This window comes from Haladaptatus sp. R4 (assembly GCF_001625445.1).
GTDB lineage: Archaea > Halobacteriota > Halobacteria > Halobacteriales > Haladaptataceae > Haladaptatus.
Genome location: NZ_LWHG01000032.1, coordinates 67,883 through 94,076 on the forward strand (window position 1 = coordinate 67,883; position 26,194 = coordinate 94,076).

At 62.0% G+C, this 26,194-nt stretch carries 22 protein-coding genes and 5 pseudogenes; 10 read left to right on the forward strand and 17 right to left on the reverse strand.

All coding sequences use genetic code 11. The annotated features are described in order from the left end of the window. Nucleotides 1-842 precede the first annotated feature (842 nt). Nucleotides 843-2,591, forward strand: coding sequence for an ATP-binding protein (locus tag A4G99_RS22135; RefSeq protein WP_223302133.1), 1,749 nt, complete (start codon nt 843-845; stop codon nt 2,589-2,591). A gap of 75 nt (nt 2,592-2,666) precedes the next feature. Here A4G99_RS22135 and A4G99_RS26255 read toward each other — a convergent pair whose 3' ends face one another. From A4G99_RS26255 to A4G99_RS22150, 5 genes and pseudogenes are all read right to left on the reverse strand, one after another. After that, the gene (locus A4G99_RS26255; RefSeq protein ID WP_190303849.1) at nt 2,667-2,828 is read right to left on the reverse strand and encodes a hypothetical protein; all 162 of its coding nucleotides are present in this window, start codon (nt 2,826-2,828) and stop codon (nt 2,667-2,669) included. Nucleotides 2,829-2,868: 40 nt separating this feature from the next. Next, nucleotides 2,869-3,159 (reverse strand): hypothetical protein, encoded by a 291-nt coding sequence (locus tag A4G99_RS22140; protein ID WP_066148395.1) that lies wholly within the window; start codon nt 3,157-3,159, stop codon nt 2,869-2,871. 591 nt (nt 3,160-3,750) lie between these two features. Beyond that, nucleotides 3,751-5,532, reverse strand: a complete 1,782-nt coding sequence (locus A4G99_RS22145) for an asparagine synthase-related protein (protein ID WP_066148398.1) — start codon at nt 5,530-5,532, stop codon at nt 3,751-3,753. A 214-nt stretch (nt 5,533-5,746) separates the two neighbouring features. Beyond that, nucleotides 5,747-6,205, reverse strand: a complete 459-nt coding sequence (locus A4G99_RS29050) for a bacterio-opsin activator domain-containing protein (protein WP_255359184.1) — start codon at nt 6,203-6,205, stop codon at nt 5,747-5,749. 79 nt (nt 6,206-6,284) lie between these two features. Further along, a pseudogene (locus A4G99_RS22150) lies at nt 6,285-7,610 on the reverse strand (PAS domain-containing protein); the annotation flags it as partial. A 145-nt stretch (nt 7,611-7,755) separates the two neighbouring features. Between A4G99_RS22150 and A4G99_RS26260 the strand changes: the two are divergent. Continuing rightward, nucleotides 7,756-7,926, forward strand: a complete 171-nt coding sequence (locus A4G99_RS26260) for a hypothetical protein (RefSeq protein ID WP_190303850.1) — start codon at nt 7,756-7,758, stop codon at nt 7,924-7,926. A 16-nt stretch (nt 7,927-7,942) separates the two neighbouring features. On the opposite strand, the gene A4G99_RS22155 is transcribed toward A4G99_RS26260, so the two are convergent. Together A4G99_RS22155 and A4G99_RS22160 are read right to left on the reverse strand one after the other, a co-directional pair. Then, nucleotides 7,943-8,470: a DUF6789 family protein gene (locus tag A4G99_RS22155; RefSeq protein WP_066148399.1), complete on the reverse strand. Its 528-nt coding sequence runs from the start codon at nt 8,468-8,470 to the stop codon at nt 7,943-7,945. A gap of 153 nt (nt 8,471-8,623) precedes the next feature. Then, nucleotides 8,624-9,397, reverse strand: coding sequence for a Sir2 family NAD-dependent protein deacetylase (locus tag A4G99_RS22160; protein ID WP_066148502.1), 774 nt, complete (start codon nt 9,395-9,397; stop codon nt 8,624-8,626). A gap of 225 nt (nt 9,398-9,622) precedes the next feature. Here A4G99_RS22160 and A4G99_RS22165 point away from each other — a divergent pair, with 225 nt between their 5' ends. Continuing rightward, nucleotides 9,623-10,024, forward strand: a complete 402-nt coding sequence (locus A4G99_RS22165) for a universal stress protein (RefSeq protein WP_066148400.1) — start codon at nt 9,623-9,625, stop codon at nt 10,022-10,024. Nucleotides 10,025-10,162: 138 nt separating this feature from the next. Beyond that, nucleotides 10,163-11,912 (forward strand): annotated as a pseudogene (locus A4G99_RS22170) (cbb3-type cytochrome c oxidase subunit I). Nucleotides 11,913-11,964: 52 nt separating this feature from the next. Here A4G99_RS22170 and A4G99_RS22175 read toward each other — a convergent pair. Then, entirely contained in the window at nt 11,965-12,444 is a 480-nt protein-coding gene (locus A4G99_RS22175) for a DUF6789 family protein (RefSeq protein ID WP_066148402.1), read from the reverse strand. A gap of 171 nt (nt 12,445-12,615) precedes the next feature. Between A4G99_RS22175 and A4G99_RS22180 the strand changes: the two genes are divergently transcribed. The 4 genes and pseudogenes from A4G99_RS22180 to dhaK all read left to right on the forward strand — a co-directional run bounded on the left by A4G99_RS22180 (nt 12,616) and on the right by dhaK (nt 16,128). Continuing rightward, a complete protein-coding gene (locus A4G99_RS22180) occupies nt 12,616-13,464 on the forward strand; it encodes an aldo/keto reductase (protein WP_066148403.1) in 849 nt (282 codons plus the stop codon). A 220-nt stretch (nt 13,465-13,684) separates the two neighbouring features. Continuing rightward, nucleotides 13,685-14,043 (forward strand): annotated as a pseudogene (locus tag A4G99_RS27965) (FAD-binding oxidoreductase); the annotation flags it as partial. A gap of 825 nt (nt 14,044-14,868) precedes the next feature. Next, a complete protein-coding gene (locus tag A4G99_RS29055; protein ID WP_255359185.1) occupies nt 14,869-14,970 on the forward strand; it encodes a BBE domain-containing protein in 102 nt (33 codons plus the stop codon). 156 nt (nt 14,971-15,126) lie between these two features. Continuing rightward, nucleotides 15,127-16,128, forward strand: coding sequence for a dihydroxyacetone kinase subunit DhaK (gene dhaK / locus A4G99_RS22190; RefSeq protein ID WP_066148405.1), 1,002 nt, complete (start codon nt 15,127-15,129; stop codon nt 16,126-16,128). Between the two features lie 17 nt (nt 16,129-16,145). Here the strand turns inward: dhaK and A4G99_RS22195 are convergent, their stop codons facing one another. Further along, nucleotides 16,146-17,219, reverse strand: a complete 1,074-nt coding sequence (locus tag A4G99_RS22195; protein WP_066148407.1) for a PQQ-binding-like beta-propeller repeat protein — start codon at nt 17,217-17,219, stop codon at nt 16,146-16,148. 381 nt (nt 17,220-17,600) lie between these two features. Then, a complete protein-coding gene (locus A4G99_RS22200) occupies nt 17,601-17,957 on the reverse strand; it encodes a hypothetical protein (protein WP_150123203.1) in 357 nt (118 codons plus the stop codon). 276 nt (nt 17,958-18,233) lie between these two features. Between A4G99_RS22200 and dhaL the strand changes: the two genes are divergently transcribed. Together dhaL and dhaM are read left to right on the forward strand one after the other, a co-directional pair. Beyond that, complete coding sequence (gene dhaL, locus A4G99_RS22205; RefSeq protein ID WP_082837996.1) at nt 18,234-18,977, forward strand: dihydroxyacetone kinase subunit DhaL; 744 nt, start codon at nt 18,234-18,236, stop codon at nt 18,975-18,977. Next, complete coding sequence (gene dhaM / locus A4G99_RS22210) at nt 18,974-19,354, forward strand: dihydroxyacetone kinase phosphoryl donor subunit DhaM (protein ID WP_066148411.1); 381 nt, start codon at nt 18,974-18,976, stop codon at nt 19,352-19,354. The genes dhaL and dhaM overlap by 4 nt, the downstream gene beginning before the upstream one ends. A gap of 5 nt (nt 19,355-19,359) precedes the next feature. On the opposite strand, the pseudogene ptsP reads toward dhaM, so the two are convergent. The 7 genes and pseudogenes from ptsP to A4G99_RS22245 form a co-directional block, all read right to left on the reverse strand. Continuing rightward, a pseudogene (gene ptsP, locus A4G99_RS22215) lies at nt 19,360-21,038 on the reverse strand (phosphoenolpyruvate--protein phosphotransferase). Continuing rightward, nucleotides 21,035-21,304: an HPr family phosphocarrier protein gene (locus A4G99_RS22220; protein ID WP_066148506.1), complete on the reverse strand. Its 270-nt coding sequence runs from the start codon at nt 21,302-21,304 to the stop codon at nt 21,035-21,037. Before A4G99_RS22220 ends, ptsP begins: the two are co-directional and overlap by 4 nt. Before the next feature lie 40 nt (nt 21,305-21,344). Further along, nucleotides 21,345-21,587 carry a hypothetical protein gene (locus A4G99_RS22225; RefSeq protein ID WP_066148508.1) on the reverse strand — a complete coding sequence of 81 codons (243 nt, stop codon included), beginning with the start codon at nt 21,585-21,587 and terminating at the stop codon, nt 21,345-21,347. A 9-nt stretch (nt 21,588-21,596) separates the two neighbouring features. Beyond that, entirely contained in the window at nt 21,597-22,550 is a 954-nt protein-coding gene (locus A4G99_RS22230) for an MIP/aquaporin family protein (protein WP_066148413.1), read from the reverse strand. Between the two features lies 1 nt (nt 22,551). Next, a pseudogene (glpK, locus tag A4G99_RS22235) lies at nt 22,552-24,089 on the reverse strand (glycerol kinase GlpK). Between the two features lie 170 nt (nt 24,090-24,259). Continuing rightward, a complete protein-coding gene (locus tag A4G99_RS22240; protein ID WP_066148415.1) occupies nt 24,260-25,243 on the reverse strand; it encodes an aldo/keto reductase in 984 nt (327 codons plus the stop codon). 120 nt (nt 25,244-25,363) lie between these two features. Continuing rightward, on the reverse strand, nt 25,364-26,152 hold the full coding sequence (locus A4G99_RS22245; RefSeq protein ID WP_066148419.1) for an HpcH/HpaI aldolase/citrate lyase family protein: 789 nt from the start codon (nt 26,150-26,152) through the stop codon (nt 25,364-25,366). Nucleotides 26,153-26,194 lie beyond the last annotated feature (42 nt).

Sequence of the window (26,194 nt, forward strand, 5' to 3'; positions counted from 1 at the left end):
CAGCGACGAAGAAGGCCCCGAAAGCCCCTAACCGTTCACTAAGAGACGTGTTTGGTGGTTTTTCGATTTCAGCAACTACTGAGAAGACTACCTCGAAAGCCCCCGCCCGCTCGCGGCCCGCACCTCTGGTGCGCCCGCGCGAGGTCTTCGTGAGTGACGCAGGAGCGAGCGAACGGCTCGTCAGAGCTATGCTCTGACGGTGGACGACTGAACGTAGTTCCCGTGAGCGGTAGCGAACGGGAGCACAGAAGAGCGAAGCTCTTCCGGAGTGAGGGAGTCGGTTGGGGAGGGCGTGGTACGGTGCGACGGCGGTGGTGTGGGTGGGATGAAAGGGGCCGTCCGTTCGCGCTTGTTGTAGTCGTCTCAGCGACCCCTCTCGGCGTGAGGTTTTCTCGTGAGCGACGTAGGAGCGAACGAGAGCAGGCAAGAGCTGCGCTCTTGCCGTGTGAGCCGAGATGTCGCTGAGCGACCGCGAACGGGCGGGGGCTTTCGGGGTCATGTTCGCAGTTGCGGAAATCACAAAGCCATCAAACACGTCTCTACGTAGCGAACAGCCAGGGGCTTTCGAAGTCTGCTTCTCAGCAACTGCACTCACACAGTTATCAAATCCATCTGCTCGTAGTGAGATGTTCGAGGGGATTTATTTCAGTAAAAACAAGCATGATTCAATATAATCCAGTCCCGCGCTGAATCGACCTTAAATCCAAAAAATTGACAGCGTGCTGGCCGTCAACGTGGAAGATTCGAAAGGCACAGAACGGGAAAACATAGACGAACCGTTTCTCACGATTCCCCCGATGCAAAAATTGAAGGATTCGCTGCCGAATCGAGAATGTAAGAGAATGGACAACGAACAACAACTGCCGGTCGGTCACATCGTCGCCGACGACACCGACGTGTCGATTCCCGTCGTCGAAATCCTGACGGGGCGCGGGTTCGTCACCGGAAAGTCAGGGTCCGGAAAGTCGAACACGGCGTCGGTCGTGGTCGAACAACTGCTCGACGCCGGATACCCCGTCGCCATCATCGACGCGGACGGCGAGTACTACGGCCTGAAGGAGGAGTACGAACTCCTCCACGTCGGTGCGGACGAGGAATGTGACATCCAAGTCGGGGCCGAGCACGCCGAGAAGGTGGCGTCGCTCGCGCTCGAACAGAACGTTCCCATCATCATCGACGTCTCCGGGTTTCTGGACGACGACGAGGCGGACGCGCTCATCCGCGAGACGGCGCGTCACCTGTTCGCCAAGGAGAAAAAGCTCAAGAAGCCGTTCCTGCTGGTGGTCGAGGAGTGTCACGAATACATCCCGGAGGGCGGCGGCATGGGCGAGACCGGCAAGATGCTCATCAAGGTGGGCAAGCGCGGACGGAAGCACGGCCTCGGCATCATGGGCATCAGCCAGCGCCCCGCCGACGTGAAAAAGGACTTCATCACGCAGGCGAACTGGCTGGTCTGGCATCGCTTGACGTGGGAGAACGACACGAAAGTCGTCAGTCGAATCGTCGGCAGCGAGTACGGGAACGAGGTACCCAACCTCGATGCTGGAGAAGCGTTCGTCCAGACGGACTGGACCGACGGCGGGATTCGACGGGTGCAGTTCGACCGTAAGCGCACGTTCGACGCGGGTGCGACGCCCGGCCTCGACGACTTCGAGCGCCCGGAACTGAAATCCGTCAGCGACGCGCTGATGCAGGATTTGGAGGGCATCACGGAGCTTCAGGAGCAGGAACACGACCGCGTGGCCGAACTGGAGAGCCAACTGGAACGAAAACAGGCCCAAATCGCCGAGTTGGAGAACGAACTCCAGACAGCGCGGGACGTGTCCAACGCGGCGCGGAAGATGGCCAACGCCCTCGCCCACGGCGACATCGGCGGTCCGGAGGAGTTCGAGGAGCAACTCCGCGAGAAGAACGAACGAATCCGGGAACTCGAAGCCAGACTCGAAGAACTGGAGAACGAGCGAACCGAACAGCGGTCGTTTCAGGACTGGGAGGCTAACACCGAGGACGCCGCGGAGGTCGAAGACGTCAGGGAATTCGAGGACACCAGAGAAATCGAGGGCGTCGCGGAAAGCGAAGACCCACCGAACGTCGAGCGGGATGGGGCCGAGGACGAGGAATCGGCCGCCTCCGACGATGCCGAACCGTGGCCTGTACGAAATGCCGAATCGACGGACGCCATCCCGAAGGGACGAACGACGTGGGGGAACCCGAGCGAGACGGGCATCGATCGAACCAGTCCGGACGACAAGGGGTCGATAGAGGCCTACCAACGCGAACTCAAGGAGCGCGGACGCGAACTCGGGAGCGCCGCTTCGAATCGGTCCACCCCCGAAACGTCGTCGTTGGTGGAGTTGGCGAACACCGACGCCGTCGTGGTTCGAATCGATGCCGCGCGTCGGGATTCGCTGTGCAACGAAAATCACACCTGGGACGTCGTCGCGGCGCTCGCGAAGAGTGGGCCGATGACGGTCCACGAAATCGATCGACGAGGTGGCGGCATCGATCGCGCAGATTCAGAGCCTCCTCGCGGAATTACGGAATCGCTCGCTCGTCACGCGGGACGAGGAGCGTCGATACGCGCTCGATAGAAAAGAGATGGTTTCGATCATCACCGACCCGGACGAGCGGGCACATCACAGCGAACTCCACGCCCAGTGGCGCGATTAACGCCACTCCTCGTCGATCCCGGCATCACGTTCCATGTCCACGAGGCCGCGTGGCTCCCACTCGTCCGCCGTATGGCACTGATAGAGGATTCCCGCGGCGACCGAGAGGAAGACGACCGTGATGAACAGTTCGGCGAAGAGGAAGACCCCGATCATCATGATTAACGATACGTTCCGCAGCGTGCTCTCTCTTTCGGCTTCATTCGTCGGATGTCGCCGAGTCAGTTCCGTCGTTCCGGTCGGCAGACTCACCGGATTCGGATTCGTCGCTCGATTCGTCGTCCGGTGAGTAGAGAAAGCGAAATATACCGGCGACCATCAGTCCGACGCCGAGTGTCATCGCGGCGTAATCGATGGTCGATTCCTCTCCGAGATAGCCGGGGAAGAGCAGAAACGCCAACCAGCAGATGCCCAGCACTGGGAGCACGAGCGCAGTAAGGCGCTTCTTGGATATTCCGATCCCCGATTTGTCGTTCGTTTGTTGAGACACCGTGATCAGCCTGTCTCGGAATTACGGCACGAATGCTTATATGTTTCTGTTATTTTGGATAGGAGGTAATAGATCATTCAGGAGGATGCCGACATTACCGAAGATTCGTAAGAAATCAGATACAGATATTTTTCAGACAGTTGCGTGAAAGACGAGGGCTTCGTGCGCTAAGTGGCGTAGGGACGGCCGTTTCAAGCGACGGAAGTGTACTCCGCATTCCGAACGTTTTTCGCATTTCCTTTCTCTCAATACTTTCCCGACTCGAATCAGTATCTCCATATGCTTCGTCCGGGCGTATGCAGTCTCTCCTACTCCACCGCTCGACGCGGGGGAAAGAAGAGAGACAGGAAGGGAGAAGGACCGGGAGAAAGAGAGCAGAAAGGAGAGGAACCAAGAGAACGGAAGACGGCCGAAAGGACGAGAAATCGAAGGGGGATAGAGTAGACTGACGAGGGGGAATTCGATAGCCCGGGCACTGACGCCACGTACCGCCCCGCCGCGTACCATGCATTCGAACCGTCCAATCGGCGACCCTTGAACGTTGCTATTTCAGTTCAATGTTAGAGCGATATCTTATATATCTGTGCTAATTTAGCGCACAGGAACACGCTGTCCAGCGGACGGACGTACCGTGTCGAGGTGCTTTTGCATCCAGAGTTCGAGCGTCGTAATGGCCGAAATCGGCTTCAAGTGGTCCGCGTGTCCGTCGAGGTGTTCGTGTTGGAGGGTCCGCACTCCATCGGCATCGAAAATCTCGCGGTCGGCGGCATCGTCGAGCAGGGAGTCCACGAACGCGCGCATCTTCGGGTCGTCTCTGTACCAGCGACCCATCCGGCACGTGTCCGGTCCCGTGGCCCGCTTTTTGAGGTTGTCCGCGACGAACCCGAGCGCGTGCAGCGCGAGCGGTGACGTCGGCGGCCGGTTCGTCCGATTGTAGGGGACGCGTGCGGAAGGACCGCCGACGCGACGGGCGACTTCGAGTTTGAGCGGCGCGACTGCGGACGGCACCCTGCCACGGGTACCGGGAATCGCCCCGATTCGATAGCGTTGGTAGGGCATCCGGGCGACGTGGTTCATGAACTCGCCGTCGGCGAACGGCACGCGCGTCCCGGCCTGACTGCGATAGAGGCGGTTCGACCGGAAATGGGAGTCGGCGAACAGTTCCCAGAGCGCATCGAGGGTCCGGTGTTCCCGCCGTGGCTGCGTGCTCCCTTCGACCACTCGACCGAGCGACTGCGTGGGCGAGACGTCCGACGAGAGGAGTGATCGCACCTCGGGAGGGGAGAGTTGACCCTTCTGGGCGACCAACGCGTCCACGGACGACTTGCCGGTCAGGTACGACCGATACAGCACGTCGCCGAAGAACTCCCCCTGACTGCTCCCTTCGAACAGTACGTCGACTTCCCCCGACACGTCGTTCAGGACGGGCGGGAGGTTGACGAAGAACGACCATTGGAGCATGCCGTCCATGATGTCCACGCCGCGTTCGATGGATTCCATGAACTCGCTCGCGGAATAGTCACAGAACTGGTTGGGAACCGAAAGCGCGTCGGAGACGCGCTCGGCACCGAGGCGGTCCTCCTGCGTCGCCGAGTTGTCGTAGGTGAACGTTCGGACGGTGTCGATCTCGTCCTTCAGTGCGGCGGTAAGCGTCCTGCTGTCGAGGCCCCCGGAGAGCCAGACGCCGGTTCGACCGTCGATGGTACCCGCGACGTTGCCGACCACTCGGCGATAGCGTTCGATCGCCTCATCGACGTAGCCCTCCTGCGGGTCGATGCCGAAATCGGGCTCCCAGTAACGACGGGATTGGACGTTCCCCTCCTCGTATCGGAGGTACGATGCGGGTCGAAGCGACTGTACGTCGTTCACGAGCGTTTTGCGGCCGAAGACGTAGCCCATGAACAGCATGTCGCTCACCGCGCGTTCGTCCACCCGCGGCGCGTGGAGTTGGGAGATGAGGGATTTGAGTTCGCTGCCGAACAGGAATCCGTCGACGGTCGAGTAGTAACAGGGCCGCGTTCCGAGTTTGTCCGTGGCGACGATGGTGGAGGAGCGGTCGGCTGCGACGAGCAGAAACGGTCCGCTGAGTTCCGGGAGGGTTCGGTCGGGATCAGCGAGCACCCGCTCGAAAATCTCGCCGTTCGAACGACCCAGTTCGTCCCGATTCGATATCACGCCGTGCAGGACGCCGACCTTCTTGCCGTCACGCCACGTCGTCCATCCGTTCGGGTCTCGGTCGCCGTGGTGAACGAGTCCGATTCGACGGTCGCCGATCGATCGTTTCGCAGTCTCGTACCAATCCTCGTGGTCCATCGCGTCGAGCATTTCGTCGAATGCTCGATCGCTAAGGGTACCACCGGTTACGCCGGGCATGGAGGAAACGTTCACCACTGCCTATATTGTTATGAGACGCCTTCGACCGGGTTAGGCTCGATATGAAGGAAATCGAAGGGGAGCTGAAACGAATTGGGGTGGACTACCTCGAAACGATGGGTCGAGCGACGTGGAATGGTTGGGTTGCCCTACGGTAAAAGGTTGGATCGAACTACCTCGAAGGAAGGAAGCGGACAACCTCGAACCGGGGGAGTCAGGCCGACTCATCGCTGAAGAACTCGGCACAGAGTTTCCGCTCCGCGGCCCGAAGGTGTTCGTGAAACGTCGAACGCGAGATGCGCATGGATTCGGCGAGTTCCTCCCCCGTCACGGGTCGCGGCCAGTCGAAAAAGCCGCTGACGTAGGCTTTCTGAAGCGAGGCCAACTGGCGCTCCGTGAGCGAATCGGTCAGGCTCTCGATGAAATCCTGTTTGGTCTTCGCGGGACGCTCGCGGTGGCGGTAGGCCAGCAGTTCCGTTCCGGAGTACGAATCCTTTAAGCGCTCGATGAGGCCGCGAACGTCCGCCTCCTGTGGGAACTCGACGAGAACGCGGGATTCGTCCGGCGTGGCCGATATCTCCTGCGTCTTCCCGCCGTAATCCGACATCGTGGAGACGAGCGTCCCCGCCGGGAGGACGAACTCGAAGAGGGTTTCCTCGTCCTGTTCGGCCACCAGTCGTGCGTCGAGGACGTCGTTCGCGCTCCGAGACGATGTCGAACACGTCGTCCGCGGACGCGCCCTGAATCGAGAAGAACGATACCACCGAACCGTCGTCGTGGTTCGTCGATTGCAGGTAACTGATTTCGGCGTCGGTTCGCTCCGCGATATCCACGAAGAAGAGGTCCGAACTTCGGAACGAGAACTCGGCTTCGACGACGCTGTCCGCGATGAGGATTCGACGCGTCTCGCGGGCGTTGATGGCGCTACCGATGGCGCGAGCGAGCGACTTCAGGACGTTCCTGCTCGCGCTCGTCGAACGCGTCGATTTCGTCGCACTTACCACGAGCACGCCGTATTCCGTGTCGTGGTACGAGATGGGAAGCGCCGCGGCCGCCGCACATCCCTCGATGTCGAGGTGGGCTATCTGTAGCTCTCCGGTCTCCAGCGCCTCGTTCACGATGGGATGTTCGGGGTCCGGATCACACTCTCCCGCGACCGTCCGCACCTCCACGCCGTCGGTTCGAACGTCGCGCTCGCCGACCCACGCGAAGGAATAGGGTTCGACCTGCGTCACCTGCGTGCAGACGGCCGTCTCGATGGCCTCGCGCGTCGGCGCTTCGACCACCGCGCTCGTGACGTCCCCGAGCAGTCCCTCGATACGTTCGAGCAGGTGTTCGAGTTCGTCCGCCCGCTGGCGGGCGGCGAACTCCGCTCGCTTTCGCTCCGAGATGTCCGTCTGGAACCCGACGAAGTGACTGACGTCGCCCGTGTCGTCACGAATCGGCGCGATATCGACCCGATTCCAGAACTCCGTGCCGTCCTGACGGTAGTTCAATAGCTCGACCGAAACCGGTTCCTCGTCGCGGATGGCTTCGCGCATCGTCCTGACGGGTTCCGGGTCAGACCCCTCTCCCTGCAAAAACCGACAGTTGCGACCCAGTACCTCGTCGGAGGAGTACCCTGTCAGTTCCTCGAACGCCTCGTTGACGTACAACAGCGGTTGGTCGTCCGGTTGTGCGTCCGCGATGGTGATGCCGACCGGGGCTTCGTTGATGGCCCGCTCCTTCAGATCGAGTTCCGCGACGACATCCTCCGTCGCGGCCTCGGACCGCTGAAAGAGCACCGTCACGCCGTCAGCGCCGGGATGAACGGTCCCCTGATATCTGGTATCGAACGTGATGTGAAACGGTTCGGGGCGGTCGTTCCGCCGCGCCGTCTTACAGTGGTCGAGAATCGTCTCACCCGCCGCCGTGGGAAGCGCCGTCGGCAACTGTTCGTCGATACCGACGCCGAGCAGTTCCCGTGCCGGGTCGTTGAGATACGTCACCCGCCAGTCGGAATCGAGCGCGATCAGTGGATCGGAGAGTCGTTCGAGAGCCTGACTCGCCCCCACGTGCGTCTCGTCAGGAAGGTCCATACGAAGGGTAAGGGCTGACGGGAAATAGTAGTTCAGTTATCGATTCCGAGTCAGGGGTTCGTTTCGGCGGTTCCGGCCCCTCGTCTGCTCCCTTTTTGTCCCTTTTGGCACGACGCTTTTGGGGACTCGCCGCTTCAGTGAACATATGCCAACCACGGTGTCACTCACGGACGACGAAGTCAGACGGATCCTCTCGATACTTCGGGAGTACCGGATGCAGACGGGTGACGACGTCAGCGACCTCGTGGAGACGTTCGAGGAGCACGAACGGAAACCGGAAAAAGAGTACACGAACCCGGCGGACCCCGAACGGTAGATAGAGTTTTGCCCGACTACACCAACGTCGTCGGGCGTTTCGAGAGGTAATCGAACACCGCGCCGAGGGCGAATCCGTAGGCGAGGTGTCCGAGGAGGGTGATGACGAGGTAGACGACGAGCAACAGCCCAACGTAGCCATCGTAGAACGCGATGACGAAGCCGGTCCAGAGGACGAACCCGTACGGGAGGCCTCTGGAAGCGTAGTTCTCCCCCGGCAGATACGACCCGATAGAGACGAACAGGAGCGGCCACGTCACCATCCCGCCGCCGAGGAAGATGAGGTAGCCGACCGCCGCCGGGTTCGATGGGAGGAGCACGTCGACGCCCGTCAACTGCGCCAACACGGCGAACGAGTTCAGGTCGAACGCTCCGAGCGTGGTTCCAACCAGCAGTATCGCGGTCATGACGGCGGTACCGACGAGACCGCCGATTGCGCCGATGAACCCGTCGGTAATGATTCCCGCGAAGGAATCGAATTCCGGTTCCACGACCTCCTCGGCGATATCGACGTCCACGGTTGGTTGTGAGTCATTCTCTGCCATGGATGGAGGTAGAACGTACACCGACAAAAAGCAGTACCCAAACCAGACGGGAGATATTTCCAAAAACGAAATATTTGGCCCCAGAAGCGTCGAATCAGGTGGTTTCAGTTTCGAAGGAGTTCCCTCTACGATTTCAGTTCCAAGGGAATTTCTCTACGTCACGACCCGTGCACGGAGCTCCGGAAGCACCGTCGTCACGTCTCCTCGGACGTCGAACGTCGCGCGCGGACTGAACGGCGTTCGGTCGAAGTTGACGATGGCGGTCGTCGCCCCGTTTCGGGTAGCGGTCCGCGGCAGCGACGCCGCCGGTTCGACGGTGAGCGACGACCCGATGGCGATGAACACGTCCGCTCGCCTCGCAAACTGGCGGGCGCGGCGAAGCGTCCCCTCGTCCAACCGCTCCCCGAACAGCACCACGTCCGGTTTCAACAGGCCGTCACAGTCGGTACAGCGGGGCGGCAGTTCGCCGGAGCGCACGCGTTCTCGCACCGGAGCGGCGTCGGCCGTCCGCCCGCAGGACTCACAGACGACGCGGTGGGCGTTACCGTGCAGTTCGACCAACTCGGTGGCGTCTTGGCCGTCCGCGTGACCGTTCAGACTCTCGGCATGCAGTCCGTCCGTGTTCTGCGTGACGATGGCGTCCAACTGGCCGTTCGCCGCGAGTTCGGCGAGCGCGTCGTGTGCCTCGTTCGGTTCGACTTCGCCGCCGAACATCGTTTCGTGGAGGTCGAGGCGGTCGGTCCAAAACGCCGCCGGGTCGGTCCGAAATCGACGGTAGTGAAAGTCCGCTTCGTCGAACTGGGTCCAAATCCCCGAATCGCTTCGAAAATCGGGAATCCCCGATGCGGTACTGGTTCCGGCACCCGTGAACGCCACGACGGTTTCGGCGTCACGAACCTGCTCCGCGAGCCGGGCGATATCGTCCATATTCCAGAACAGCGGTGCGGGGATTGTATAGTTGTGGAAATCCACTACGGAACGTGTTGCGTGGCGGCCGTTCGAGAACCGCTCCGCGAACGAGTACGGCTGTCTCGTTCCCTCGTCTACGAAGGGAAACCGCTTTTCGTTTCGACGGGAGGAAAATATGTATCGACGGGACACATCATTTTGCCTGCCAACTCGTTTATGGTTCTTCCGATACTCGCGTTATTTATGACGAGAATCGTTGCAGGAACAGACAGCGCCGAGACGAGCGAGCGGATATGCGAGTATCTCGACGGCCGACTCCACGAGGGAGACGAGGTTCACGCGTTGAACTCGATTCACGGCGGAAACGACGAGGAGTTAGTCCAAGAAGGGCAGGAGGCGTTGGCGGTGTTCCAAGACCGACTCGGGGACCGGTTCGATATCGAAACGGAACAGAACACGGACGGAAGCGACCCCGCTCACGACATCCTCACCACCGCGGATGAACTCGACGCGGACGAAATCGCCATCGGCCTGAGTCAAAAGCGAAGCCCGGCCCAAAAGGTCGTGTTCGGGAGCAACACCCAGTCCGTTTTGATGCAAACCCGGCACCCGCTTATCGGAGTTCCGATGAAAGACACGAGGTAAAATGGCGGTGGCCGTTTTCACCGACTGGGAACGACCCGGTCGGTTACAAAACATCCAGCCATACGTTGGATTACGAGTCGTATCGCACCTGAAACTACGGTTACCAGCCGAGAGATATTCGGTTACGAGAGGATTACAATGAACCTGCTTGGAGAAACCGCGATCGGTGTCGGAATCGGCGTCGTGCTGCTAGCGCTCGCACTCTATTTCGGTCGCTCGATACGCATCGAAGACGTCGTCAGCGCCGGGCGAAAACCGGAGGCGAAGACGGACGGCGGCTACGCCCACGGATTCCCGTCCGGGTACGGGAAACCGACGGGCGTCATCAGATGGCTGACGACGGTGGACCACAAGGACATCGGGCTGTTGTATCTCACGTTCGGTAGCATCGCGTTCTTCTGGGGCGGTACGGACGCGATGATGATACGGACGGAACTGTTCACCCACAGCGTCGATGTGTGGGACACGGCGACGTACAACGGGCTGTTCACCATGCACGGCCTGACGATGTTGTTCTTCTTCGCCACGCCCGTCCTGTTCGGGTTCATCAACTACTTCCTGCCGCTACTCATCGGCGCGGACGACATGGCGTTCCCGCGGTTGAACGCCGTCGCGTTCTGGATGCTTCCGGCGGCGTTCGTGTTGGTTCGCTTCGGACTCCTCTCGGACATCATCGGGCACGTGATTCAACCCGTGCTCGGGATGGCCGCTGCGAGCCCGTTCTTCCGCCTCGAACCGCCGCGAGCTGGACGATGTACACGCCGCTGGCGCGTCAGAAGCCGAACCCGATGATCAACATAATGCTGTTGGGGTTACACCTCTCCGGCATCAGCACTACGCTGGGTGCGATCAACATCATCGTGACGACGTTCACGCTTCGGGACGTGGACTGGGGTGAACTCGACATCTTCACGTGGACGGCGCTCACGCAAGCGGGCCTCATCCTGTTCGCGTTCCCCCTCCTGGGCAGCGCCATCATCATGATCCTGCTCGACCGCGTGTTCGGGACGACGTTCTACGCGGACGGGGGGAGGTGGGCCGATGTTGTGGCAGAACCTGTTCTGGTTCTTCGGCCATCCGGAGGTGTACATCCTCGTCCTGCCGCCGATGGGGCTGATCAGCCTCATCATCCCGAAGTTCTCGGGACGGAAACTGTTCGGGTTCAAATTCGTCGTCTACTCGACGCTGGCCATCGGCGTCCTCTCGTTCGGCGTCTGGGCCCACCACATGTTCGCCACCCCGGGATGGACCCGCGCCTCCGCGCGAGCTTCATGGCCGTCTCGTTGGCAATCGCGGTGCCGAGCGCCGTCAAAACGTTCAACTGGATTTCGACGATGTGGAACGGGGACATCCGCTTGACCGCGCCGATGCTGTTCTGCGTGGGATCGATTTCGACGTTCATCATCGGCGGCGTGACGGCGTCTTCCTCGCCGCGATTCCCGTGGACCTCATCCTCCACGACACCTACTACGTCGTCGGCCACTTCCACCTCATCATCATGGGGTTGATTCCGTTCGGCATGTTCGCGGCGGTGTACTACTGGTTCCCCATCTTCACGGGACGGATGTACGACAGGACCCTCGCGAAGGTCCACTTCTGGCTCACCTTCGTCGGCGTCATGATCACGTTCAACGCCTTCATCGTCCTCGGAATGATGGGGCTTCCGCGCCGGTACGCGAGTTACCCGGCCAAATTCCAACTCCTCCAGCAGATCGCATCCTTCGGCGCGGTTCTCATCGCGCTCGGGTCGCTGGTCTGGATATGGAACATGCTCCAGTCCTACCGCAACGGCGACATCGTCACCGACGCGGACGTGTGGAACCTCAAGAAGTACGGCATGTTCTCGAAGGAGTGGCAGTGGTTCGAGGAGCAATTGGAGTCGCGGTAGTTCGCCGAGATAGGCGAGCGTTTTTCTATTTTTAGCAGACGGGGGGGCTGGCTTACCGCGTGAACCGGGCGTAGAAGACGCCGAGCGAGTAACCGTAGCCGACGTGTGCGAGGAAGCTGAAGGCGAGGTAAAGGACGAGGAGTGCGGAACTTTCGAGTTGCATCCCCGTCGAACCGAACCCGAGGAAGGCCAACCACAGCAGGAGCGAAAACATGACGCCGCGAACGGCGATATCCCCGCTCCCCGGCAGGGCTTCGAACTTGTCCTCGATTGCCGCGAACACCAGTGGCCAAACGACGACGCCGATGAAAACGAAGACGGAGAACCCGAGATAGACGTCCCCCGGCATCCTGACGAACTTCGCAATCGCGGCCGGGACGCCGAGTTTGAACCCCGATTCCGACTCCGCGGCGAGGAAGATGAACAGCATGAGAGCGGTACTCACGATTCCTGCTTTGATGGTCTGCACACCCTCCACGACGGAGGACGGGAGACCGGAATCGCTGTCGTATCCGGCGACTTCCTGTGACATAGTAACAGCGAGGACGGGAAGCCGTTTATAGGTACTCCCCCTCGTTCGGAATATACTACGGGCGACCCGCGAAACCGCCAGCGGGAGTTCGGGTTTTCGGGGTCCGGACGAAGCGGCAAACGACACTGTTTGCCAAAAGAAGTTACCTCCTGGGCGGTTACCTCTCTCGATATGACGCTCGAAAACGAGAGCGATACGTTCGACATCGGCGGCGAACTGACCGTCAACCGACTGGGGTACGGTGCGATGCGTCTCACGGGCGAGGACGTCATCGGTCGACCGGACGACGAGGAGGAGGCCCGACGCGTCCTCCACGAGGTCGTCTCGACGGGGACGAACTTCATCGACACCGCCGATTCCTACGGCCCGGCCGTGAGCGAGCGACTCATCGGCGAGGCGCTGTATCCCTACCCGGACGACCTCGACGTCGCCACGAAGGGCGGTCTCTGGCGGGACGACCGCGACGGCTCGTGGCCGAAATGTGGCGAACCGGGCTACATCCGCAACGCGATTCTGGGCAGTCTCGACCGGCTCAAGGTGGATACCATCGACCTCTACCAGTACCACCGACCGGACCCCGACGTTCCCTTCGAGGACGCCGTCAACACGTTCGCGGAACTCAAAGACGAGGGGAAGGTCAACCACGTCGGGTTGAGCAACGTCTCCGTCGAGCAGTTGGAGGAAGCCCGGGACATCGTGGACGTCGCCACGGTGCAGAACCAGTACAACGTCGGCAACCGCGAATCGGAGGACGTGCTCGAAGCCTGCGAGGAGTACGACATCGGGTTCATCCCGTGGTTCCCGCTCGGCGCGGGTGACCTCGGCGACAAGGAAGAGGTGCTCGAAGACGTCGCGGACGCACACGACGCCTCCGAGCGGCAAATCGCGCTGGCGTGGTTGCTCCATCACTCGCCCGTCACGCTCCCGATTCCGGGCACGTCGAGCGTGGAGCACCTCCACGAGAACGTCGCCGCCTCGCACATCGAACTCTCGGACGACGAGATGAAACGGCTGGATTGAGGATTTACCGGGTCGAAAGGCCCAATTGGAAGTATTTTTACACATTCGAGACAACTATATGCGGCCCGCAAATCTAGGACGATCGGTGAGTACCATGTCCGACATGGAATCCCGCCGGATCGGGAACGGGGAAACTGAGGCGTTCGCAGCCGAGTTCCGAGGGGCGGTGCTCCGACCGGGGGACGCGGGATACGACGACGCACGGTCGATTTGGAACGCGATGATCGACCGCCGCCCGGCGATCATCGCTCGATGTGCGGGCGCGGCGGACGTCATTCGTGCGGTGAACTTCGCCCGGGAACACGATTTGCTCCTCGCGGTTCGGGGAGGGGGACACAACGTCGCGGGCACGCCGTCAGCGACGACGGCCTCGTGATAGACCTCTCGCCGATGAACGCGGTTCGGGTCGATCCGGACTCGAAGACGGCGCGGGTCGAACCCGGCGTCAGAATGGCCGACGTGGACCACGAGACCGCACCGTTCGGACTCGTCGTCCCCGGCGGCGTCGTCTCCACGACCGGCCTGTCAGGGCTGACGCTCGGCGGAGGATTCGGGTGGCTCTGTCGCAAATACGGCCTCGCGCTCGACAACCTTCGGTCGGTGGATATCGTCACCGCCGACGGCCGACTACGCCACGCCAGCGAGACGGAAAACGAAAACCTGTTCTGGGGAGTGCGAGGCGGTGGGGGCAACTTCGGGGTCGGTCACGTCTTCGAGTTCGACCTCCGCGGGATGGAACACGACGTACTCGCCGGGTTGGTCGTGTATCCCGTGGCGGACGCTCCGGACGTGCTTCGCAACTGGCGAACCGTCATCGAAGAGTCCCCGGATGACCTCTCGGTGTGGGCGAACTTCTTCACCGCACCGGCGGAGGAGTACATCCCCGAAGCGTACCACGGCGAGACCGTCGTCGCAACGATTCCGGTGTACGCGGGCGGGGTCGAAAGAGGGCGGTCCGAGGGAGAACTGATCGTTTCCCGTCTGCGGAAGTTCGGCGACCCGGTCGCGGACACCGTCGCGTTCCGGCCGTTCACCGAGTGGCAACGGGCGTTCGACGAGGGCTACCCCGAGGGCGACCGATACTACTGGAAATCGCACAACTTCAGCGCACCCGAGGACGAGACGTTCGACGTCATCACGGAGTACGCTCGTAGCGCCCCGACGCCGGAAACGCGAATCTCGATGACCCATCTGGGCGGGGCCGTCGACCGCGTCACACCGGATTCGACCGCCTATCCCCACCGGAACGCCGATTTCCTCGTGAACATCACGACACGGTGGACCGACCCGGCGATGGACGAGGAGTGTATCTCGTGGACGCGGGAGTTCTTCGACGCCCTCGCAGACGATGCCACCGGCGGAACCTACGTGAACCTCATCAGCGAACGCGAAGGGGAGGAATCGATGGCGTACCGCGAGAACTACGACCGCCTCGTGGCGGTGAAAAACGAGTACGACCCGGACAACCGGTTCCGGATGAACCAGAACGTCGAACCGACGGTTTGAGTCCACCGATTCGACGGTGTGATTCATCGATTCGACGGATCGAACGCGGAACCGATAGGGGAAGTCGGACGGGACAGGCGCAGTCGTTCCGTCCGAACACACTCGTTCCGTCCGAAGGAACCCTTATGCGCCAGCGTGTAGATGATAACACGACGCATGAAAAAACTCATCAACGAGCCATCCGCCGTGGTGGACGAGATGCTGGACGGGATGGTCGCCGCGCACCCGGACGAGGTTCGACGATTGCCGGACTCGAACGTCCTCGTTCGGAACGACGCACCGGTGGAAGGAAAGGTCGCCGTCGTGAGCGGTGGTGGAAGCGGGCACGAACCGACACACGCGGGCTACCTCGGTCCCGGGATGCTCGACGGGGCGGCGGCGGGCGAAGTGTTCACGTCGCCGACCGCCGACGAGGTCAGCGAGATGGTACAGGCCTGTGACGGCGGCGAGGGCGTCCTCATGGTCATCAAGAACTACGAGGGCGACGTGATGAACTTCGAGACGGCGGGGGAACTAGCGGAGATGGAATCCGACGTGGAGGTCGCACAAGTCGTCGTCAACGACGACGTCGCCGTCGAGGATTCGCTGTACACCTCCGGCCGACGCGGCGTCTGTGGAACCATCTTCGTCCACAAGGTCGCGGGCGCGATGGCCGACGAAGGCGGCGATCTGGACGAAGTCCAGCGGGTCGCCCAGAAGGTTATCGACAACGTGGCGACGATGGGAACCGCGCTCACGTCCTGCATCACGCCCGAGAAGGGCGAACCCACCTTCGATTTGGGCGACGACGAAATCGAACTCGGCATCGGGATTCACGGCGAACCCGGCGTCGAACTCGTGGACATGACCTCGGCCGACGACATCACCGAGCGACTGACCGAGAACGTCCTCGACGACCTCGACCTCGACTCCGGAACGGAGGTCGCGACCATCGTCAACGGGATGGGCGGAACGCCGCTGTCGGAACTGTACATCGTGAACCGGAAACTCCAGTCGATACTGGAAGACAAAGGGTTGGAGACGTGGGACGCGTGGGTCGGCGACTACATGACCTCGCTCGACATGCAGGGCTGTTCGGTGACGGTGTTGGAACTGGACGACGAACTGAAGGAACTGCTGGCGCATCCGGTGGAAACGCCCGCGCTGACGGTGACGTAGGCGGAAACTGATTTTTATCAGTCCAACTGAATCGAGTAGAGTTTCGGCTCGTCCGTTCCGAACACGAGGTTTCCGTCGCGAACGGCGGGCGGCGACGTGATGTGACCGTCGTGTTCGTACTCGACGCGTTTTCCGCGGTTCGGATCGATGGAGAGGACGGTTCCGTCGTAACTCGTCAGAAAGAGGGTCGAACCGCGAATATCGCCCGGCGCGTTCACCCTCGGTGGAAGGTCATTCGTAGCGACGACTTCGCCAGTTTTCGGCTTGACGAGGGAAACCTGACCCTGTTTATCCCGTTCCCACGGTTCACCCGTGACGACCGCGAGCAAATCGTCGGACACCAAACCAGCGAACGACACGACCGAACCGGGAAGCGTTCTGCTCCAGCGTTCCGTGTCGCCGTCGGGGTCGATGCAGACGAGTTCGAGACTGCCGTTTCGGTACACCGACGTCACGACGTCCGATTCGTACAGGAACGGGTGAGCCACCATGTTCGAAAACGTCGTCCAGCGCTCTTTGCCGGAATCGAGGTCGAACAGCGCCGTTTCGAGCGACCGAGTGCCGACGACGACCTGACGTCCATCCCGATTCCACCAGCGACCGGGAACGGTGAGGTCGCCGACACGATGTATCTCGCGGTCACGAACGTCGATACGGTACACGTACGATTCGCTCGTCGTCACGAACGCGGAGCCATCGATGACGATGGGACGGGACTGGATGCTCGCGTATCCTCCGTCCGGCAGTGCTTGCGACCACCTCAACTCCCCGGACGGATGGAGCAGGACGACGTGGTCGGTGACGGTGAGAAACGAGTCCGCGATAGGAACGGGTGGTGTGCCCGCAGCGTTCGAAAGGTTGCGCCGCGTACTCGCGACGGAGTTTCCGGAATCCGCGGAAAGGAGACCGATTCCACCGTCATCGGTGGCAACGGCGACGTATTTGTGACCGAGATACGGTTTTTGGGCGATATAATCGCCCTCGAACGGAGCAGACCAATCGACGGAATTTCCGTTGCCACCGAGCGTACTGCAACCGGAGAGCGTCGTCGCTAAGGCGGTGGAGAGGGCCGCTCGCCTCGTCAATTCCATTGGACGAGGCTCAATCAGTATCAGTAATGAGTCTTCTGTTCCGAACAAATCGCAGAAGTATCCGCACAGTATGGCGATAGATTCGGTCGAAGGTCGGTTATCGTCCAAAGACACCAGCTTCGACCAACAGGAGCGCCGCTAGCGAAATCACGACGAACCAGGCTATCAAGTCAAATCCGAGGACGTTCGGAAGAGAGGAGTCGGTCAGGGATCCGACGAACCCGAGAAGAAGTGTCGATGAAAGGGGAAGTGAACGGCTTCCGACGATTACGGTAGGAGTTCCGACGTGCAGAGACGACCCGAGAGGAGTTCCACCGAGTCGCAAGCAGGAATTGACCCGCAATCGGAACCCGTTCGGCGATAGGGGACACTGCGAGGCACTCACGGAGATATCAGTTCCATCTCCCAGTAGAGATGTCGTCTCGCGAGCGAGCCGAAATTATCGTGCCCACAATCGGGACACTCGAAACCATCGACGTCGTCGCGTACGATGGGGAGAACGCACCCGCAGTCGTTTTCACAGCGGTTCCGTCGAGGTCCGTCGACGAACGACACCAACAGATCGTTTCTGTGATCTTCGAGATGTGCCGTGCCTCGGTCGTACATCCCGTCGATGGATTCGGTCTCTAACACCTCGTCGCAGAACTCACAGACGAAATGGTACGTGATCGACGTATCGTCGTGTATCTTCTCGCCACTGTGCTGGTCACTGTCGGGTCGGCGCGTTGGGACGGTCATGGTAGCGTGGAGCGAGCGTGAACTGTGTGATGCGCTCCGCGTGAGTCCTTCCGTCACACGAATAGAATGCCACTAGACTGCCGAGGAACCGCAAATGACCGGCAGTGGGCGCATAGTGTGTAATCACTCGGCCGTTGCACGATGAATACGTGCATGAGATCATAAAGATGGTGGCATGGTCTCGCACGGAGACGATGATATCTTTCTCGACTCATACCACCACGGCCCGACAGGAGCGAAGGTTTACCCCGATAGGGTGCATGATATCAGGAAACGATGGCAGACACAGCGACGGAACGTGAGGCGGTATTTTCGGCAATCGAACGGGTCGCCGAGCGCATGGCGGACGAGAAGGACTACTTGACCGACCTCGACTCGGCCATCGGCGACGCCGATCACGGGGCGAACATGAACCGCGGCTTTCAGGCCGTCCTCGAAAAAACGGACGGAATGGACGACGCTGAACCGGCCGACATCGTGAAGACGGTCGGCGTGACGCTCATCTCGGAGGTCGGCGGGGCCGCCGGACCGCTGTACGGCGGGTCGTTCATGAGCGCCAGCGCGGAACTGGCGGACGGTCTGACACCGGAAACCACGGTGGCGTTCGCCGAAGCGTTCTTGGAGAAGGTACAGGACAGGGGAGACGCGCCGGTCGGCGCGAAGACGATGGTGGACGCGCTGACGCCCGCCGTCCACACCTACAAGAAATCCATCGAGCAGGACGACCTCGAACCGGTGGAGGCGCTAACGAAGGCGGTTGATGCCGCAGAGCGCGGCGTGAACTTCACGACGCCGATTCGCGCGCTGAAGGGCCGGGCGTCGTACCTGGGCTGGCGGTCGGTCGGGCATCAGGACCCCGGCGCGACGAGCACCCTGTTCATGCTCGAAGCGATTCAGGAGACCGCCGTTTCCCACCTCGGCGACGGCGACCTCGAAGCAGACGCGACGTCGCCGACGGTACCGGACGAGGAAGCGACACCCGAGGCGGCCGACGGCGACGGAACGGAGGTGTCCGAATGATCGGACTCGTCGTGGTTTCGCTCAGCGAACAGGCCGCAAACGGGATTCGGGAGGTCGCCGCCGAGATGGCGGGCGACGTTCCCATCGAGGCGGTCGGCGGCGACCCGGACGGCGGTCTGGGGACGAGCACACCCGTGATTCAGGAGGCGCTGGATTCGCTCGCCGACGAGGACGGCGTCGTCGTCCTCGTCGACCTGGGCAGTGCGGTGATGAACACCGAACTCGCCATCGAAATGGCCGACGTCGAGGCGGAAATCGCCGACGCGCCCATTCTGGAGGGCGCGGTCAACGCGGCCGTCACGGCCAACAGTCCGAAGGCCACGGTCGAATCGGTGTTGGAGGCCGCGGAAGAAGCGGGAGAAATTTCGAAGCTGTAAGGGATTTACAACAACTCGGCGACCTCTTCGCGCGTTTCGGCCGCGAGAACCCGCTCGGCGCGTTCTTCGCACCGCCTCGGTGTCGATATCCCCGACGTTCGCTTTCACGTCCGGTACGGTTATCGCGCTCATGCTGAGTTCGTCCAGGCCGAGACCGACGAGCAGTTCCGTCAGGTCGGGGTCGCCAGCCATCTCGCCGCACATGCCGACCCACGCGTCGCCCTCGTGTCCCGCCGAGACCGTCCGACGAATCGCTCGTAGGACGGCCGGATAGCGCGGGTCGTGGAGGTCCGAGACTCGCTCGTTTTCACGCGACGCGGCCATCACGTACTGGGTGAGGTCGTTCGTCCCGATGCTCAGGAACTCCACCCGCTCGGCGAGCGACTCGGCCATGAACACCGATCCCGGCGTCTCTATCATCACGCCGAGTTCGGGCACGTCGAACGATTCGCCTTCTTCGTCCAGTTCCTCGGCGACGGTTTCGACCCGCGCGAGCGGCCGCGTCGAGTTCTCGACGCTGGCGACGAGTGGAAACATCACGGCGAGGGTTCCCACCGAATCGTCCGCGGCCGCGCGCAGCAAGGCGCGCAGTTGGGTTTCGAACAGGTCGGAATCCGGGCCGAGCGAGCGCCGAATCCCGCGCTCGCCGAGGAACGGGTTCGCCTCGTCCGGCGCGTCGAGGTACGGAATCGGCTTGTCACCGCCGATGTCCAGCGTTCGGACGACGCACCGCTCGTCCGGGAAGGTTGCCAACGCCTCGGTGTACACCTCGTACTGTTCGTCCTCGTCCGGCGGCGCGTCGCGGTCGAGGAACAGAAATTCGGTTCGGAACAGGCCGATGCCGTCGGCACCCTGTTCGGCCGCGACGTCGAGTTCCGCGAGCGTCCCGACGTTCGCCGCGACTTCGATTTCCTCCCCGTCCGCCGTCGAAACGTGGTCGTCGATGACGGGCGTTTCGGCGTCGGCGATTCGACGCTTCGCGTCCTCGTCGGGATCGATGACGATGACGCCGTTCTCGCCATCGACCAGGAGTTCCCGCCCGTCGCCGACCTGTGCGAGTTCGTCGCCGACGCCGACGACGGCGGGGATGCCGAGCGAGCGGGCGAAGATCGCGTTCCGAGGTTCGCCCGCCGAATATGGTCGCGAACCCGGACAGCACGTCCGGATCGAGTTGGGCCGTGTCGCTCGGCGTGAGCCGTTCCGCGACGAGTATCGATCCGTCGGGAAGGTCGCCGAGGTCCATGCGGTCGCCGTCGGTGACGATTCGCAGGAGTCGGTCGCGCACGTCGCGCAGGTCGTCGGCCCGTTCGGACATCGAACCCTCCAGGTTCTCGAATCGGGCGATCGGGTCGGTGAACGCACGCTGGATCGCGTGCGGTGCCGGAAGGCCGTTCTCGATGGCCGCCTCGATGCCGCCGACGATTTCCGGGTCGTCCACGAACGCGCGATGCGCGTCGAAAATCTCGGCTTCGTCCTCGCCGACGCGGTCGCTCGTTCGCTTCCGCTCCCGTTCGAGCTCCTCGTGTGCGGTCGCTTGCGCGGCCTCGAACGCCGCGAGTTCTTCCTCGGGATCGACCGTCGTCGGGTCTGGCGGGTCGGGGAGGTCCGTCGCTCCGCGATACCAGACGACCCCACCGACGCCGGCGCGCGGCGTCACGCCGATTCCGGAGAGTTCGGTCGTCACGCTTCCCCATCCTCCGGCGTGGTGAGCACGTCTTCCAGTGCGTCGAGGGCGTCTTCGGCGTCGTCTCCCTCCGCGACGAGTTGAACGTCATCTCCTTGGCGCGCGTTGAGCGTCGTCACCGACAGCATGCTTCGGGCGTTGACCGCGTCGCCGTCCGCGAGGGCGACGGTGATCTCCGATTCGAACTCGTTGGCGGTCGTGACGAAGCGCGATGCTGGTCGGGCGTGCAGTCCGGCCTCGGGGACGACGGTGACAGTACGTTCCATACGGGTCATTTCCAACGTTTGGTGTGGTACCCGCTTCATGCTATCGCCGCCACCGCCGTAATCCCCACTGTGCTCGCGTGTAGCCGAGACCGAACAACACGGTTCCGACGAGCATCAGCGTCCCGCCGAGAAGCGGCTTGTTGACCGCCGTTCCGGGGGCGGAGATGGAGACGAGCACGAGACCGGAGACCAGCACGGCGAGTCCGACGAGACTCACCGGATCGAGAAACACCAGTCTGAGGTACGCTCCCGTCGAACGATCCGGGTCGTCTGAAGTCGTCACGGGCACTCGTTAGCTCCCTCCCGTCGAACCTTCGTGTTCTTCATCGTGGACCGCCGGTTCCTCGGGTTCGACATCCTCGGCTTCGAGTTTGATGATGTACTTCCGAGTCAGTACGTCGTATAACCCACCGCCGATGATGCCGCCCACGATGGTCGAAACGGTTGGAACCCACCATTCACCGCGCGGACCGGGGAACGCGATGGATCCCCATCCGGCGAAGTAGCCCATGATTCGCGGGCCGAGGTCGCGGGCCGGATTCAGCGCGGCCATGCTGATGGGCGATTCGTATTGGACGAGTGCCGCCACGAGTAGGCCGATGAGGAACGCCGCCAGCGCCGGAGAGGCGCGCGTTCCCATCGGGTTCTCGTCGTCCACGAGCGCGAAGATGACGGCGACGAGGATGGCCGTGATGACCATCTCGCTGAAGAACGCTTGCGGGAACGAGACGAGTCCCGCCGCCTGCTGTAACGAGTTGAGGTCACCGGTCTTCACACCCGCGAACGCCGGATTCGGGAAGAACGTCCAGAGCGTCATCCCCGTAATCGAACTCCCCGGTTCCCCGCGAACGACGTTGTTCGCCTGTGAGAACGAGTCGTAATATCCCGACCACGTGATGAGCAGGGTTCCGGCCGCCAGAAACGCCCCGATGATTTGGGACACGATGTAGCCGGGGACGTGTCGCCACGGGAAGTCCCGCCAGACGGCGTTGGCAATCGTCACCGCCGGGTTGATGTGACCTTCAGAGACACCGCCGACCCAGTACACCGCAAACATCACGGCGAACCCCCACAGGATGGACACGCCGAACAGGTCGTATCCCCCCGTCAGTATCGTGACGACGACCGCCCCGTCACCGAGCAGGACGAGGATGAACGTGCCGACGAGTTCGTTGATGTACTTCGCACGCCAGTACTCCTGGGGGCCCTGCGTTGCTGCTCCGGATTCGTCGGCCGTTTCCGACATCTCAGGCACCCCCCTCGCTTGCCCAGCCAAGGGAACGCTCGACCGCGTCCTCCCAGCGAGCGTCACTTCTCGTCCGCCTCCGCTTCCGTCATGTCCGGTTCGAACTCGCGGTCCACCTGCCAGTTTGTGCGAAGGTCGTCCGTCGAGCTCCCAGTAGCCGACGGCCAGACCGGCGGCGTAGGCCGACCCGAGCGCCGTCGTCTCGTCCACGACCGGACGACGATATCGGCACCGAGGATGTCGGCCTGTAGCTGACAGAGGAAGTTGTTCTTCACCGCGCCGCCGTCGACTTTCAGCGATTCGACCTCGATGCCGCTATCGCCTTCCATCGCTTCGGCGACGTCGCGGGTCTGATAGGCGATGGATTCGAGCGTCGCCCTGACGATGTGCTCCCGACGAGTTCCGCGCGTCATGCCGACGAGCGTCCCGCGGGCGCGCTGGTTCCAGTGAGGCGCACCGAGTCCCGTGAACGCGGGGACCATGTATACGCCGTCGTCGAATCGACGCTTCGGGCGATGGATTCCGTTTCGGCCGCGTCGTCGATGAATCCCACGTCCACGAGCCATTCGATGGCCGCGCCGGTGACGAAGATGGAGCCTTCGAGCGCGTACTGCACGGGTTCCCCGGAGCGTTGGAACGCCGACCGTCGTGAGCAAGCCGTGTTCGCTCTCGACGGCATCGTCGCCCGTGTTCACAGGAAGAAACTGCCCGTGCCGTAGGTGTTCTTCGCGTCGCCAGCGTCGAAACAGGTCTGCCCGAACAGGGCGGCCTGCTGGTCGCCGAACGCGCCCGCGACGGGACTTCCGCGCCGAAGAAGCCGTCGGGGTCCGTCGAACCGTAGGTCTCGTCGTCGCTCGACGGACGTACTTCCGGGAGCATCGCGCGCGGCACGCCGAACTCCTCGCACAACTCGTCGTCCCAATCCATCTCGTGGATGTCGAACAGCATCGTCCGCGACGCGTTCGTCACGTCCGTGATGTGTTCGCCCGTCAGGTTGTAGATCAGCCACGAGTCGATGGTTCCGAACAGGATTTCGCCCTCCTCGGCGCGCTCCCGGATATCCGCAGGTCGTGCGCGCTGGAGTTTGATGGGGTCGGCGTTGTCGAGCAACCACTCGGCCTTCGTCGCCGAGAAGTACGCGTCGGGTTCCAACCCCGTCTTCTTTCGGATTTCGTCCACCTTTCCGTCCGCTTCCAATTGCTCGACACGGTCGGTCGTCCGCCGGTCCTGCCAGACGATGGCGTCGTGGATCGGACTGCCACTATCCTTGTCCCACAACAGCGTCGTCTCGCGCTGGTTGGTGATGCCGATGGCTTCGAGTTGATCAGCGGCGACGTCCGCCTCCTCCAGCGCGGCCGTGACGACTTGCTGTGTGTTCTCCCAGATTTCGAGCGGGTCGTGTTCGACCCACCCCGGTTCCGGGTATTTCTGTTCGTGTTTTTCGTAGGCGCTGGCGACGACCCGACCGTCGTGGTCGAACAGCATGAACCGGGTTCCGGTCGTGCCTTGGTCGATAGCGCCGACATATGTATTTGACATCTGAATGCCCTCGTTTTGGTGCGCCGGACTCCCCCACTCGACGACACCTCTGGGAGAGAGACGGGACGGAGAATAATGATGTTTTCCCACAGGGAGGTTTCCACGCCCGTAGCCCTGGGTTTTCACTCTCTCGCCAACCAGTCGTGAAAAATAGTCGTCAATTTCGTCGCTTATTCGTCTCGACCCACGTTCTCGATCCGGTCGTACTGCTCGCCCGAGAGTTCGATGTCGGCAGCGCCGACGTTCTCCTCCAGTTGGTCGGTCGTCCGCGCGCCGACGATGGGCGTACAGGAGAACTCGCGCTGTTGGATGAGCCAGCGGAGCGCGACCTGCGCCGGGGTTGCGTCGAGTTCGTCCGCGACCGCTCGAATCTCGTCCAGAATCTCCCAGCCTTCCTCGGACATGTAGTAGTCCTCGAAGTAGTCCACGAGGTCCGCGCGCGACCGGCCGGGATGTCGCCGTCGCGTTCGTACTTGCCGGTCAGGAAGCCCGCCCGCGAGCGGCGAGTACGGACAGACCGCGATGTCCTGGTCGGCACAGACGTCGAGGTAGTCCTCCACCGGACCGCTCGCCGCCGCGTGGTACATGGGCTGAGTCACGTCGAAGCGCTCGAAGCCGTTTACGTTCGATTTCCAGAGCGCCTTCGTGAGTTGCCACGCCGCCATCGTGGACGCGCCGAGGTAGTTCACCTTGCCCTCGTCCACGAGTTCCGTCAGCGTCGCGAGCGTCTCCTCTATCGGGGTTTCGTCGTCCCAGCGGTGAATGTAGTACACGTCGAGGTAATCCGTGCCGAGGCGGTCGAGCGTGCCCTCTATCTGGGCGCGGATGTGTTTACGCGAGAGGCCGGAATCGTTCGGTCCCGGTTCGCCCCAACCGTCGAACGGGAAGTACACCTTCGAGGCGATGACGAAGTCCTCGCGGTCGTACTCCGAGAGCCAGTCGCCGATCCACTCCTCGCTGGTGCCGTTCGGGCTACCGTAGACGTTCGCCGTGTCGATGAAGTTGATGCCGTTCTCCCACGCCGTGTCGAGCAGGTCGTGTGCTGTGTCGTAATCCGTTTCGACCGTGCCGTTCGATTCCATGGCGAATCGCCACGTCCCGAAACACAGTTCCGAGACCTTCGTGCCCGTCGAACCGAGAGTTCGATACTCCATACCACGGCGTCGTCGGGAAGGGTCCTAAAAGCCCGGAAAGCGGCTAAGTTCGGAAAGGGACGGAACGCGGATTCCGTACGTAAAACGGACCGAGCGTGGAGGGTCGCCCGGGTCGCGTCTTCAGGCCCCGTCGTACTCGCTCAACCAATCGCCGACTATTTCTTGAATCCCGAGGGTCGTCGTACCGATGTTCAGAATTTGATACCCGTTCCGAGCTTTTTCGTTGACATCGTCCATCCCGAAACCGAGGTTTCCCACGGGAACGCCTCGGTCGATACCCGCCGTACGAACGGTTTCGACGGCGTCCCGTACGTCCGGATGGTCGAGTTCGCCGGGGGAGCCGACCGCGACCGAAAGGTCGAACGGGCCGACGAAAACGAACCCGAGGCCGGGAACGGCCAGAATGGAGTCGATGTTCTCGACCGCCTCGCGCGACTCAATCGTCACACCGATGAGGACCTCTGCGTCCTCGGTAGCGACGTAATCGTCCTCCCGTCCCCACCGACTCGCTCGCGGAACCGCGAGGCCGCGTTCTCCCGGTTCGCCGTCGTAGCCGAAATACGACGCTCGAACGATATCCCGCACCTCGTCCGCTGTATCGACGTGCGAGAGGAACACGTTTCTCACACCGGCATCCAGTACCTTCCGGACGAGCGCCGGTTCCGTAACCGGAACCCGAACTAACAGTTCCGTTCCCGTGAGCTCACTCGCGCGAAGCAACGATTCCACTGCGCCCGCATCCCACGGACTCGGTCCCGCGTGCTCGAAATCGATCCAGACGAAATCGAGTCCGAGGTCGCCGTACAGTTCGACGACCGTCGGCGCGTACGTGTCGTCGGCTATTCCGAGTACGATTTCGCCGTTTTCGAGCCGATTTCGCAAACTAGCTGTGTCTTCTGTCTGTGTCATGAGTCTCCCCCCACGAGGAATCGATTACGGTGGATTCCTCGG